14 protein-coding genes are annotated in these 11794 nt (G+C 33.3%); 3 read left to right on the top strand and 11 right to left on the bottom strand.

Going from position 1 to position 11794, the window contains the following annotated elements:
* Window positions 1–283: 283 nt before the first annotated feature.
* The gene (locus BOW57_RS11570; RefSeq protein ID WP_089055220.1) at window positions 284–1444 is read left to right on the top strand and encodes an MFS transporter; all 1161 of its coding nucleotides are present in this window, start codon (window positions 284–286) and stop codon (window positions 1442–1444) included.
* A 274-nt stretch (window positions 1445–1718) separates the two neighbouring features.
* Here BOW57_RS11570 and BOW57_RS11575 read toward each other — a convergent pair whose 3' ends face one another.
* The 8 genes from BOW57_RS11575 to BOW57_RS11610 form a co-directional block, all read right to left on the bottom strand.
* Window positions 1719–2195: a DUF6265 family protein gene (locus tag BOW57_RS11575; protein WP_129054405.1), complete on the bottom strand. Its 477-nt coding sequence runs from the start codon at window positions 2193–2195 to the stop codon at window positions 1719–1721.
* Window positions 2196–2666: 471 nt separating this feature from the next.
* Window positions 2667–4970 carry a type IA DNA topoisomerase gene (locus BOW57_RS11580; protein ID WP_129054407.1) on the bottom strand — a complete coding sequence of 768 codons (2304 nt, stop codon included), beginning with the start codon at window positions 4968–4970 and terminating at the stop codon, window positions 2667–2669.
* A 331-nt stretch (window positions 4971–5301) separates the two neighbouring features.
* The gene (locus tag BOW57_RS11585) at window positions 5302–6462 is read right to left on the bottom strand and encodes an NAD(P)/FAD-dependent oxidoreductase (RefSeq protein ID WP_129054409.1); all 1161 of its coding nucleotides are present in this window, start codon (window positions 6460–6462) and stop codon (window positions 5302–5304) included.
* A 30-nt stretch (window positions 6463–6492) separates the two neighbouring features.
* Window positions 6493–7245 (bottom strand): AraC family transcriptional regulator, encoded by a 753-nt coding sequence (locus tag BOW57_RS11590; protein WP_129054411.1) that lies wholly within the window; start codon window positions 7243–7245, stop codon window positions 6493–6495.
* Window positions 7246–7392: 147 nt separating this feature from the next.
* Entirely contained in the window at window positions 7393–8472 is a 1080-nt protein-coding gene (locus tag BOW57_RS11595) for an acyltransferase (RefSeq protein ID WP_129054413.1), read from the bottom strand.
* A gap of 97 nt (window positions 8473–8569) precedes the next feature.
* Window positions 8570–8947 (bottom strand): VOC family protein, encoded by a 378-nt coding sequence (locus BOW57_RS11600; RefSeq protein WP_129054415.1) that lies wholly within the window; start codon window positions 8945–8947, stop codon window positions 8570–8572.
* Window positions 8948–9107: 160 nt separating this feature from the next.
* A complete protein-coding gene (locus BOW57_RS11605; protein WP_129054418.1) occupies window positions 9108–9539 on the bottom strand; it encodes a hypothetical protein in 432 nt (143 codons plus the stop codon).
* Between the two features lie 182 nt (window positions 9540–9721).
* Window positions 9722–9922: a YqaE/Pmp3 family membrane protein gene (locus BOW57_RS11610; protein ID WP_089055210.1), complete on the bottom strand. Its 201-nt coding sequence runs from the start codon at window positions 9920–9922 to the stop codon at window positions 9722–9724.
* On the opposite strand from BOW57_RS11610, the gene BOW57_RS20620 reads away from it, so the two are divergent.
* Window positions 9843–10061, top strand: coding sequence for a hypothetical protein (locus BOW57_RS20620; RefSeq protein ID WP_164973694.1), 219 nt, complete (start codon window positions 9843–9845; stop codon window positions 10059–10061). The two genes, BOW57_RS11610 and BOW57_RS20620, sit on opposite strands and share 80 nt — an antisense overlap.
* On the opposite strand, the gene BOW57_RS11615 is transcribed toward BOW57_RS20620, so the two are convergent.
* Window positions 10048–10284 carry a helix-turn-helix transcriptional regulator gene (locus BOW57_RS11615; RefSeq protein ID WP_129054420.1) on the bottom strand — a complete coding sequence of 79 codons (237 nt, stop codon included), beginning with the start codon at window positions 10282–10284 and terminating at the stop codon, window positions 10048–10050. The two genes, BOW57_RS20620 and BOW57_RS11615, sit on opposite strands and share 14 nt — an antisense overlap.
* 111 nt (window positions 10285–10395) lie before the next feature.
* Here BOW57_RS11615 and BOW57_RS11620 point away from each other — a divergent pair, with 111 nt between their 5' ends.
* Window positions 10396–10728, top strand: coding sequence for a hypothetical protein (locus BOW57_RS11620; RefSeq protein WP_129054422.1), 333 nt, complete (start codon window positions 10396–10398; stop codon window positions 10726–10728).
* A 42-nt stretch (window positions 10729–10770) separates the two neighbouring features.
* Here BOW57_RS11620 and BOW57_RS11625 read toward each other — a convergent pair whose 3' ends face one another.
* Both BOW57_RS11625 and BOW57_RS20625 read right to left on the bottom strand, forming a co-directional pair.
* Entirely contained in the window at window positions 10771–11133 is a 363-nt protein-coding gene (locus tag BOW57_RS11625) for a hypothetical protein (protein ID WP_129054424.1), read from the bottom strand.
* A gap of 250 nt (window positions 11134–11383) precedes the next feature.
* Window positions 11384–11794: hypothetical protein (locus tag BOW57_RS20625; RefSeq protein ID WP_164973696.1), on the bottom strand; the 411-nt coding region annotated here is incomplete at its 5' end.

The following is an 11794-nucleotide window of genomic DNA, read 5'->3' on the forward strand; positions in this document are numbered from 1 at the left end:
TTAAAGTTTATTTAGAACAATTAAAAATAAAAGTAAAAATCTTTAAAGCTAATTCTGGTTTGGTTTGTTAAAACCTTGATTTTGCATCGTATTTGCAAATAAAATGCCTCTTAGTATTTTTGCTTTTTATGTATTTAAAGTCATTATTTATTATTAAAATAGAAAGTTGTTGTTCTATTTTTGAAGCTAAAACAGTTGAATTGGTATTTTGCAAATAGAAAAAGCAAAAAGGGTCGCAGTTCCTTTTAAAAAGCCCTAATTTTGCAATCTGAAAAAAGCCTTCATGATTTTACCATTCTTTAAAAAAATTCAAAACACACCTAGAGGATATCGTATAGCCAATACTGTATTTTTTTTCCTATCAGGTTTTGGATATTCTTCTTGGGTTTCTAGAATTCCACATATACAAGCACAATTGCATTTATCTGAAGCTGAATTCGGAGCCGTTTTGTTCGCATTTCCAATTGGGTTAATGCTGACAATGCCTTTTACAGGAAAATTGTTGAACAAATACAGCAGCCGTTACATTATGCTTTTAGGAGCAATCATGTTCAATATTGTATTGTCACTTCCAGGTTTGGTTGCGTTTGTATGGCAATTGGTTTTTGTACTTTTAATCTTTGGAGCTTCGCGTAATATTTTCAATTTATCCATAAATGCACAATCTCTTGAAGTTCAAAAATTATATCCCAAATCGATCATAACACGTTTTCATGCTGTTTGGAGTATTGCCGTTTTTACAGGTGCAGGTTTAGGCTACGTTATGGTAACGCAGCAAATTGCGCCATCACATCATTTATTAGGAGTGAGTGTTTTTATGATGGCACTTACAGCTTGTTTTTATCCAATGAGTATTCATAATGAACCCGTTCCGGTGAAAAAGAAGTTCTTTTCGATGCCTGAAAAAAATCTGGTAAAATTTGCCTTGATTTGCTTTGTTTCAATGGCCTGCGAAAATACAATGTACGATTGGAGCGGAATTTATTTCGAAAATATACTAAAAGCTTCGCCAAAGTTAACCAGTGCAGCATTTGTCTTTTTTGCAACAGCAGTAACCTTAGGACGTTTGTTTGGCGATTATGGTGTAATGAAATTTGGTACCAAACGAATTCTATTTTACAGCGGCGTTTTAATTACAGTAGGATTTGGTATTTGCTTTATACTGCCGTATGCTTATCCAACTATTTTTGGTTATGTTTTAATTGGTTTTGGAGTTTCTTGTGTAGTTCCGCTTGTGTTTAGTATTGCCGGAAGATCATCAACATTAAGCAGCGGTTCAGCATTAACTTCTATATCTACTATTGGTTATTTAGGGTTTTTATTAGTGCCGCCAATGGTTGGTTTTATCTCTGAATATCTAAGTATGAAATGGGCCTTTTTAGTAATGGCACTTTTAGGAATACTGATGATTTTTATGGTCAATAAGATAGGGGAGAACGAGTAGCTTTTTTTGAAGGTGCTTTTTTGAAGATGCTGAGGTTCTAAGTTGCTAAGAGACTGAGGTTTTTTGATGCAAAGGCACTAAGTTTTTGATTTTTTTTGTATTCTATAAAAATGAACAGCGTCCAGCTTTAGCTGGATGTAAATAGTAAAATTTAGATTGGAGGCTTTAGCCAAAATTTATCTGTTTTTGGCTAAACCTAACAGGTTTTGAAAACTTGTTAGGTTTCTGTTGAGTATTATAAAGTTGTAAATCAAATCTTCGATTCACATAGAGCTTACTTCTTCGTCATAACAAACTTCTCTGAACTTGGTTTTCCATTCAAGTTTCCAGAAATTTCAGCAGTTAAAGTATTATCTGCTCCTTTTGTATAAGTGATTTTTTGAGGATAATCATGTTTAGTATTTTCAAAAACCAATTGTTTATCCGACTCTAAAGTTGATGCAAAAGAAACTGGTTTGTCATCATTTTGTCCTTTTACAGTTGCTTTATACGTTAAAGTTTCTCCAAGCTGAGCTAGAATAATAGACTCAAAATGAATAGTGTCTTTGCCTTTTATAAAATAAGAGGAAGCGCTGAAAGTACTGTCGTTTAATTTCTGCCAGTTTTCAGTAAGAACACCGTCAGTCGATTTGTTTTCCCAGTTACCAATAAGCCAGTCGGCAATTTTGATTTTATCCTTTTCTACAGATTCCTTTTTTTGACAAGAAACAGCTGTTATAACAAGTGCTAAAAGAGTAATTTTCTGAAACATATTTATGAGTTTTGATTGCACTAAAGTATGAAAAAAAAGTTTGCCATGAATTACACGAATTTTCACGAATTAAATTTTGAAAAATTGGAAATGTTTTGCCACTGATTAAAAGGATTTTGTTTCATGCAGATTTAATTTTGATTCCTGTATTAAATAAATCGGCCATTATCTGCATAAATCTTTTTAAATCTGTGTAAAAAAGTTTGCCACGAATTACACGAATTTTCACGAATTAAATTTTAAAAAATTGGAGATGTTTTACCACTGATTAAAAGGATTAAAATGATTTTGCTTTATGCAAATTTAATTTTGCGTTGAAAAAATCTGCGATTATCTGCTTAAATCTTTTTAAATCTGCGTAAAATTTAATTCGTGAAAATTCGTGTAATTAGTGGCAACAAACACACAAAGCAAAGCAAAGCAAAGCAAAGAATCATTTTAATCCCATTAATCTGTGGCAAGAAAAAAAAACTAAACGCTTTCCTTCAAAATAGAATAAACCAATTCTTTAGTAGGTTTTTGATCTTTTAGTTTGGTGCGAACTTCATCAAAAGTGACTTTAAAATCACAACCCGATTTGTATTCAGCGCAGCCGTAAGCCGTTTTTCCCTTTAAGATTGTTCCTTTTTTACATTTCGGACAAGTTAAAGAATCAGATGATTCATTTGTTGTCTGTTTAGCTTGAGTTTTCTTAGGTTCTAGTTTTAGTTTGAAATTTTCTTCAAAACGAATCAAACCTTCAACCGTTCCAGAATCTGTTTTAAAGCCTTTTATGTTTACGGTTGAACCTTTTTGAAGCAGTCGCAAGTATTGACTTTCGGTAATTTTTTTATCTGCAAAAACATTAGGAAGAACAAAATCACAGCCAGATTTATACTCACTGCATCCAAAAGCGGATTTTCCTTTGATGAAACTCCCTTTTTTACATTTCGGACAGATTTCAGACAAAATTCCTGCAGCTTTCTTTTTTTCTGCTTTAACAACAGGTTTTTGAATCGTTGCTGCGTGCGAAATATTGGCATGTTTGGTTTCGCTTCGTACTTCATAGACTAAAGCTTCAACCATACGTTTCATGTTTTTTATAAAGGCCGAAGCGGTAAAACTGCCTTTTTCAATATCTTTCAATTGTTTTTCCCAAGAACCCGTAAGTTCAGCCGATTTTATCAGTTCATTCTGAATTGTATCAATCAACTGAATTCCTGTTGTTGTGGGTAAAACCTGTTTTTTATTTCTAACAATATATTGACGCTTAAAAAGCGTTTCGATAATATTCGCTCGTGTTGACGGACGACCAATACCGTTTTCTTTCATCAATTCGCGCAAATCTTCATCGTCAACTTGTTTTCCTGCCGTTTCCATGGCACGCAGTAAAGTTGCTTCGGTAAAATGATTGGGCGGTTTTGTTTCTTTTTGCAGAAACGAAGGTTCATGCGGACCTTTTTCGCCCACAACAAAACTTGGCAGTAAATCGGCCTCTTTTTCTTTTGCGTTTGGATCTTCAAAAACAACTCTAAATCCTTTTTTTAAGATTTCTTTTCCTGTTGCTTTAAAAGTAACATCGGCCGCTTTTCCAATAACAGTCGTATTTGCAACTAAACAATCATCATAGAAAACGGCAATAAAACGCTTTGTAATAATATCATAAACTTGCTGCTGATTGTATTGCAGATTAATTTCTATTCCGGTTGGAATAATAGCGTGGTGATCTGTTACTTTTTTATCGTTGAAAACCTTAGGTGATTTCTTTATTTTTTTGCCTAAAAGCGGCTGTGTCAGTTCTGCGTAATGTGTTAATTTTTGTAAAATACCCGTTACTTTCGGATAAATATCTCCGGGCAGAAAAGTGGTATCAACTCTTGGGTAGGTAATGGCTTTTTGTTCGTATAAAGACTGTGCAATTTTAAGCGTTTCTTCTGCCGAAAATCCAAACTTTTGATTGCAATAAACTTGTAAACCAGTCAAATCAAAAAGTTTTGGTGCATATTCGTTTCCGTTCTTTTTATCAACAGAAACAATTTCAAAATCACTTTCTTTGACTTTCTCGGCTAGAATTTCACCATCTTCTTTTTTCAGAAAACGACCTTCTTCATAACTAAAAAGCGTTTCTCTATATAAAGTCTGTAATTCCCAGTAGGGCTGCGGTTTAAAGTTTTCGATTTCCTTAAATCGATCTACAACCATTGCTAATGTTGGCGTTTGCACACGCCCGATAGACAAAACTTGTTTGTAACCGCCATGTTTTACAGTGTACAAACGAGTGGCATTCATACCAAGTAACCAATCGCCAATTGCTCTTGAGAATCCAGCGTAGAATAAATTATCGTAGTTTTCAGAAGGTTTTAAGTTGTCAAAGCCTTCTTTTATCGCTTCGGTAGTAAGAGATGAAATCCACAGACGTTGTATTTCGCCTTTGTAATTTGCTTCGTTCATTACCCAGCGCTGAATTAATTCTCCTTCTTGCCCGGCATCCCCGCAGTTTATAACCAATTCGGCTTTGTCAAAAAGGCTTTTTATAATTTTAAACTGCTTTTGGATTCCTGAATTCTGAACTACTTTGGTTTCAAATTTCTCAGGAAGCATTGGTAAATTGTTCAAATCCCAGCTTTTCCAGTGCGGTTTATAATCGTTAGGTTCTTTTAAGGTGCATAAATGTCCAAAAGTATAAGTCACAGCGTAACCATTGCCTTCGTAATACCCATCGTGTTTGGTATTGGCACCCAAAACGGATGCGATTTCACGTGCTACACTTGGTTTCTCAGCAATACAGACCTTCATTTTTCTCCTTCTTATTTGAAGGCGCAAATTAAGAATTTTTTATAAGAAAGGCGCAAAGGTTCTTAGGAACAAAGGGACAAAGTTTTTTTTAATCACGTATTGGTATTTTTTTTATTTCATTTTATGTCGTCTCGACGAAGGAGAGATCACACAAGGAACTCCACAATCTAAATCGACAATTTTTGTCAAATCCCGAGTGTGATTCCTTGTTCCTCGGAATTGACAAGATTATTAGCAATAGTAGAATTTAAAACGGTTTCATCCAGCAAAAAAACAATAGAATTAAGAATTCCAACATTTTAGTACCTCAGAACCTCAATACCTTAGCCCCTTAGTCCCTCAGAAAAAAATCCAACATCATTTTCAACGCATTTTCTGAATGCATTTTATCGCCATTTTCAAGAGATTCTTGCGCCGCTTTAGAAGCTCTTTCACGCATATTCAATTCATAAAACGAAATAGCTTGTTGCAAGGTATTGTATTTATTAGAAGTTAAACATTCGCTTAATTCCAAAGCATCAAGCATTGCCATATTAGCACCTTCGCCAGCAAAAGGAGGCATTACGTGAGCAGCATCTCCAATAATTGTGGCATTTGGCAAAGCTTCCCAAGTTTGATTTAAAGGCATGTAATAAATAGGTCTCGGAATAAATGGCGTTGTGACATTTTCGAATAATTCGTACCAAATCGTACTCCATTCCGGATATTCATTTTTGAACCAATTTAGTATTTGTGTTTTGTCCGAATAATTTAAACCGCTGTCTTCATTCCATTTTTCATTGGCTCTAAAACTGGCATAAAAACCAAGATCACCGCCGCCTTTTTGCCCAAGTAATATATTTTTGTTATTTCCAAAAGCCATAATTTTTCCGCCTTTGCATAACGAATCAATGTTAGGAACTGCTTTTTGAGAATCGTAAACATTGCCTTCGAGCATAGTTATGCCAGAGTAAATAGGTTCGATAGTTGTAATATAAGGACGTATTTTAGAATTTGCTCCATCAGAACCAATAACAACATCTGCATAAACAGACGAACCATTTTTAAAATGCAGCAGCCAGCCGTTATTCTGTTTTTCCATCGAATCAAAATGACTGTTCCAAACTACTGTTTCGGGTTGTAAAGACTCGAGCAGTATTTTTCGTAAAGCACCACGATCAATTTCAGGACGAAAATATTCATTGTCAAAATCTTCATCGCGATTGGTATCATGATCGCTAAAAAATACTGCTGCCTGCTCGTTTACAATAAGAGTTTTATCGGCACCAGGAAGAAAATTGGTTTTAAACTCATCAAATAAATCAGCTTTTCGAATTGCGGCAAGTCCAGAATCGTTGTGTAAATCGAGCAGCGAACCTTGTACTCTTGCATTTTTATTCAAATCCCTTTCATAAACCTTTACATTCACGTTTTGCAGTTGTAAAAGTCTTGCCAATGTTAGTCCGCCCGGACCGCCGCCTACAATGGCTACTTGTTTATTTTGTAGTAACATCTCGTATAGTTTTAGTAATACGAGGCAAAATTATTGTTGTTTCAATACAGATAATAGTATAAATCGGTCATCTTTATTTTTTAAGAGTTCGCTGGGAACAACGCCTGAGAATTTTTTAATTTCCTTTATAAAATGAGTTTGATCGGTAAAGTTTAACTCGGGGAAAAGTCTGCCTTTTGCAATATGCTGTAACGAAGCTTTGAAACGTAGAATTTTACAAAATGCATTTAAAGAAAGTCCAAATTGCTTATTAAAATATCGGTTTATTTCTCGGCTGCTCCAGGCTATTTTTTCTGAAAGTTCTTTTACTTTTATTTCGCCGTTTGAAGCATAAATTAGTTCAAAAATCTGCCGTTTTCTTTCGTCTATTGTATGAGGCAAAAGTTCTTTTAACTGCGCTGTTATTTTTTGCTGAAAAGCTTCAAAATCTTTCAAATCATCGGGATTAATATTCCAAAAGTCTTTTGGAAGTTCTTTGGCACTGTTTAGAATATCGGCAATCGAAGTCTGCAAAAGATATTCCACGCCAAGCGGTTTAAAACTTACTTTAAACGCAAGTGTGTGGGGCGGAATAACTCGTTCTTCGGGTATTGTTTCCAACCCGATTAATATAATCTTAAAAGGCGCTTGATCGGATTGAAGAAAAAACAAATCGACTCTTCCGTCTGGCATTAAAACGACTTCTTTTGCTTTATCTGACGGATTGCAGAACATACCAATGTTTTCTACAAAGTCAGCAAGCGGCTCTTCTGGCAAAAGAAAATTATAATAGAAGTCGTTCATTTGAAATGAGTATTTAGCTGTAAAAACGCCAAGTTTTTGTTCAATGAATTTATAAAAAAAACTTGGCGTCTCAGCGGCTTTGCGTGAAAATTTCGCGCTTGTATTAAAACTTATATTTCTTTGCTGAAGAGGTATAAAGTTTTCTAATTACACTTTCTTTCTTCTATCAGTAAGATATTTTCTAATTGGAGTATCATACAAAACCATGGTCAAATAAGCGAAACCAAGCAAAAGCGCTGTTCCTGCAATTATAATCAAAGTCAGCTCGCCAACTGCGGGTTTGTATTTGGTGTAATAACCTGCAAAAATCCACATTACGGCATAATGCGTCATGTATAAAGGATAAGATATTTTTCCGAAGAAAACACAAATTTTTCTAAAACCTTCTGTTAGTGAAGCTCCAGCGCCTAATGCAATCAATAAAGGGAAATACAGTAAAACGACCAAAGGTTCTGTAAGCCAGTTCCAACCAGAAAACGGCATTACAAATGTTAACAGCAATAATACAGATAACCCAATAAATCCAAGTTTTGATTTAATAATCCAGTTTGAACGGTAAATGAGCATTCCTGCTAAAAAAGAAAACGAAATACGAGCGCAGCCATCCCAAAAAGTTTCTCCGCTCCATCCGCCCATCAACGAACCTCCCGCGCGATAACTAACAAAACAAATTCCTGCAGCAGCCAAAAGGGTTAGTAAAAAAAGCCATTTGCGACTTAATTTATGAAGGAAAAGCGCGTAAAGAATATTAGCAATATATTCCCAAAACAAAGACCATGCGGGCGCATTTAAACCAAATATATTGAAATAACGATCTGGCATTACAGGAAATGGAATTAGAAGCAGCGAAGTGATAAACAGCAAAATTAATCTGCCAATATCATAAATTGCTGAATGACCGCTGAAGGGATCAAAAAGAAAGGCAAGGAAACCCAATACAGCACCAAAAACAACTAAAGGATGTAATCGTATTAACCTAGATTTAAAAAACTCCATAACTCCCATTTTGCCAATACGATCGTGATAAGCGTAGGCGATAACAAATCCTGAGAGACAAAAGAAAAAGTCAACGGCTAAAAAACCGTGCGCAATAAAATTTTCGTTGGGCGGATAAACGATTTCCATAAAATGAAAAACTACGATTGCCAAAGCCGCAATTCCTCTTAAGCCGTCTAGGATTTCAAAATGTTGTTTGGTCTTTAAAATTTCGGTATCAGATTTTGTCATGTTAATAGGTTATTTTTTTTTCGTGGTTTATAGATTAGATTTTTTTTAGCGTTTGCTTTTAGTAGTAGTTGTGATGCTTGTAAAATTGTTTTTTTAGTTATTCACGATTTGAGTTTTTCTGCAAATTAAAAACCGTGCCTGCTGGATCCATAATCCAATGCATGTCTTTTGGAATTTCCTCAATTTCGTCGCAGGTTTCTACACCATTTTGTTTTAAATAATCCGTCGCTTTTTCGACATCAGGAACCGTTAATTGCAGCCAAGTTTCAGAATGGGTGTAATTATCCACACAATCCAGCCAAATGACATTGTGACCAAATTTAACCGAATGTGTTTTTGAAACTGTCGGATTTGTTATTGCCACTTCTTTTACTTCTAGTTTTAAAATGTCGCGATAAAAAGCTACAGTTTGATCGTATTTTTGCTTTGGAATTTTAATTGCGATATTTATTCCTGCTTCAAAATTTGTTTCCATAATTAAAATAGGTGTTAGAAAGTTACTTACTGAAACTTGATTTTTTATGAATTTACAATCTCATTCGCAAAGATTGATTTTTTTTGTTAATAAACTAAAAAAAAGCTGCAGAAAATAATTTCCTGCAGCTTTCTTGATAAGCATTTGCTCTTGTATGTTGTTATATCTTAAAAATATCGATTTTTTTCATCCACGGAATTTGCGAATCTAAAAATTGAAGTTTTGTTTTAACAATTTGGTCTGTTTTATCTCTAGGATTTTTGGTTACAAATCTCGCTTTCGAAGTATTGAAATCTAAAGTGTATTTTTCGTTAAGATCTTCTTTTTTGTTGGTAGAAAAGGTAATCATATTGTCTTTCACAGTCCATTTTCCTTTTCCGTATTTGTTGACTTCTGGCGGAGTTCCACCTTGTATTTTGGAATAGGAATGAAACTCAAAAGTGCCATCGGGATTTAAGCTCAGTTTGTATTCGATTATGTGTTGTTTTCCGTCGTCCGAAAGTGATCGTGTATAATCGCCTGCAAATTGACTGGATTGTGCGAATAAAATCGAGTTGAAAATAAAAAGTAAAATGCTAAGTATTAGTTTCATTGGTTTTGATTGTTTTAAAAACGAGTTAAAAAGTTTTTTTAAAAGTAATTCGTTTCTACTGAAAAACCTTACGTAAAGCCGTACTATTTTATAAAATAATATTGAGGCAGAAGGAAGTTGTTTTTTAAAGTCTGGAAAGTAATAAAGTCCCAGCGGGACGATATGTTTATAGCATTTTTATTTTAAGATTTCGTTTTCATCGCTTTTATTAGTTTCTCATTACGTTTATCGGCTCTTGAATTCTGTAGAGAAATAACAGCCCAAATTGCCGCAGGAATCCAGCCAATTAAAGTTATTTGTAAGATGAGACAAATAATAGAAGTGAATATTTTTCCTCTCAAAAAGAAAGAAGCAAAGGGAAAGAAAATTGCAATTAGCGTCATGCTTTTTTGGTTTGTAAGTTTAATAATTTATAAGAAGAAAAAACGCAAAGTCAATCTTGAAAGTTTTGAGATTGCGCAGAGTTTCATTAGAACTCTTCGTCAAGCAATTAAAAATCAAAGAAGTATTACAAATCCTTAATTAATTCGCTCGGATGAATTTTTAAAGCTTGTGCAATTTTAAATAAAGTTCCTATTTTCATTTCCTGTGAGCCTTTTATATATTTTCGTAAATTTTCTACATCCATTTCAGCATCATGGGCAACTTCTCTTGTTTTTAATTCATTGTTGTTTATCACATCTTTTATCTTAATTCCCAGTTCTTTTACGACTTCTGGAATTTCACTTTTTCTTTCTCTTTTCATAGAAATGAAATTACAAGTAATTGATTGTTTTGATATGATTGTTAAAAATCGATTGTTTTCAACCGAATTTTATATATTTGTTTAAAATTGTAAATTAAATCTTATATAATAATGGGAGTGGAAAACGAAGAAAAATTCAAAAAATTAATGCGTTATTATTTTGAAACTCTAAAATCGGCTAATAAAGAAAATGAGAAGTATGTTGCCAAAGTTGCGTTTTCAAGTTATTATGAACTTGGCTGCACTATTAATGAAATGTTGAAATTATGTATTTTAGGTATAGAAAACGACGTGCATAAAATTTCAGAAACAGATATAAGAACAACTATTAATCTGCCCTTAATTTTAGAAGTTGTGCACAAGCTTTTTCCTTTGGATGCATTCGAATTTCTGGATGAAATAGATGAAATATTTCTTAAAAAAGTTCAAAATCTAGAAGAATAATCCCGTGTTAACAGTCAGTATTTATAAGGTATTTTACAGCGTTTATTTTTTAATATAGATTTCCCGAATTTTATTTCCGAACGCTTCCGTTTTTTGGACAGCTTTTAATTTGGTCATTTTTTTATTCACCTTAAATGTTCGGATAGTTGGAGTTTGCAAAGTCAAAATGCGTTCATTGTAGGTATAGGAACCAATAATTTTTGTTGGTTCAGCGAGGACATCGTTTTCAATGTCTTCGATCAAAACATAAGTATTGTCTTGATTTAATTGAAGAGTAAAAATTTGTCCAAAACTAAAACCATCATAAGCAGGATCTGTAAAATACCTATGTTCAAAATTACCGATTGGCTTATCTTGTGCATTTGCAACTGCACAAAAAAATAAAAAAAGTAGTAGTGTTTTCAATATGTTTGTTTTTGTTAGTATTTAATGCCTCGCTGCGTAATCTCAAAAGCTTTCGGGATTGATTTTACACTATTCTGCATAGTTTGTTTGAAAATAGAAACATATCAAAGTCTTTGACTTTACACTGATTTATGCTTATCAAAATAATTATTTTAGAATGATTTGTAAAAAGTCGGGAGACTTTTGTGAGATTTATGGTTTTTAAGAACATAAAAATACGCAAAGTCAGAGACGTTTGCGTAGCCTTTTATTAGAGTTCTTCATTGAGCTGGGACAAATTTTTTAATTCGATTATTTCGCGAATAATGAAATCATTTTTTGGAACAAATATAATTTCTGTACCAAATTTAGAGTTTTGACTTAGTCTTATGTTTAAGACTTTTCCTAATATGTTTTGTTCTTCCACTTTTTTAATATCTGATATGGGAATCGCAATCATTTCTTTTTTGTATTCAATTATCATTTTTCTGTTTTCTTTATCTAGAAAAACATTTCTTAATGGAAATAAAAATTTGCTAGCTGCATATACCATCCCATTAATCACAAATAATATAACAATTACCATAAACCAATTTTTACTTAATATTGTAGTATAAAGCATAAATGTTCCTGCGATTATCATCCAGATTGGAAGAATATATTTTTTTAAAAAATGTAAATT

Source organism: Flavobacterium sp. YO64, from assembly GCF_004119505.1.
GTDB classification, from domain to species: domain Bacteria; phylum Bacteroidota; class Bacteroidia; order Flavobacteriales; family Flavobacteriaceae; genus Flavobacterium; species Flavobacterium oncorhynchi.

Bases quoted from the DNA above. Each gene is read 5' to 3' on its own strand.
- BOW57_RS11570 (WP_089055220.1), top strand. From the start codon at position 284: ATGATTTTACCATTCTTTAAAAAAATTCAAAACACACCTAGAGGATAT.
- BOW57_RS11575 (WP_129054405.1), bottom strand. From the start codon at position 2,195: ATGTTTCAGAAAATTACTCTTTTAGCACTTGTTATAACAGCTGTTTCT.
- BOW57_RS11580 (WP_129054407.1), bottom strand. From the start codon at position 4,970: ATGAAGGTCTGTATTGCTGAGAAACCAAGTGTAGCACGTGAAATCGCA.
- BOW57_RS11585 (WP_129054409.1), bottom strand. From the start codon at position 6,462: ATGTTACTACAAAATAAACAAGTAGCCATTGTAGGCGGCGGTCCGGGC.
- BOW57_RS11590 (WP_129054411.1), bottom strand. From the start codon at position 7,245: ATGAACGACTTCTATTATAATTTTCTTTTGCCAGAAGAGCCGCTTGCT.
- BOW57_RS11595 (WP_129054413.1), bottom strand. From the start codon at position 8,472: ATGACAAAATCTGATACCGAAATTTTAAAGACCAAACAACATTTTGAA.
- BOW57_RS11600 (WP_129054415.1), bottom strand. From the start codon at position 8,947: ATGGAAACAAATTTTGAAGCAGGAATAAATATCGCAATTAAAATTCCA.
- BOW57_RS11605 (WP_129054418.1), bottom strand. From the start codon at position 9,539: ATGAAACTAATACTTAGCATTTTACTTTTTATTTTCAACTCGATTTTA.
- BOW57_RS20620 (WP_164973694.1), top strand. From the start codon at position 9,843: ATGAGACAAATAATAGAAGTGAATATTTTTCCTCTCAAAAAGAAAGAA.
- BOW57_RS11610 (WP_089055210.1), bottom strand. From the start codon at position 9,922: ATGACGCTAATTGCAATTTTCTTTCCCTTTGCTTCTTTCTTTTTGAGA.
- BOW57_RS11615 (WP_129054420.1), bottom strand. From the start codon at position 10,284: ATGAAAAGAGAAAGAAAAAGTGAAATTCCAGAAGTCGTAAAAGAACTG.
- BOW57_RS11620 (WP_129054422.1), top strand. From the start codon at position 10,396: ATGGGAGTGGAAAACGAAGAAAAATTCAAAAAATTAATGCGTTATTAT.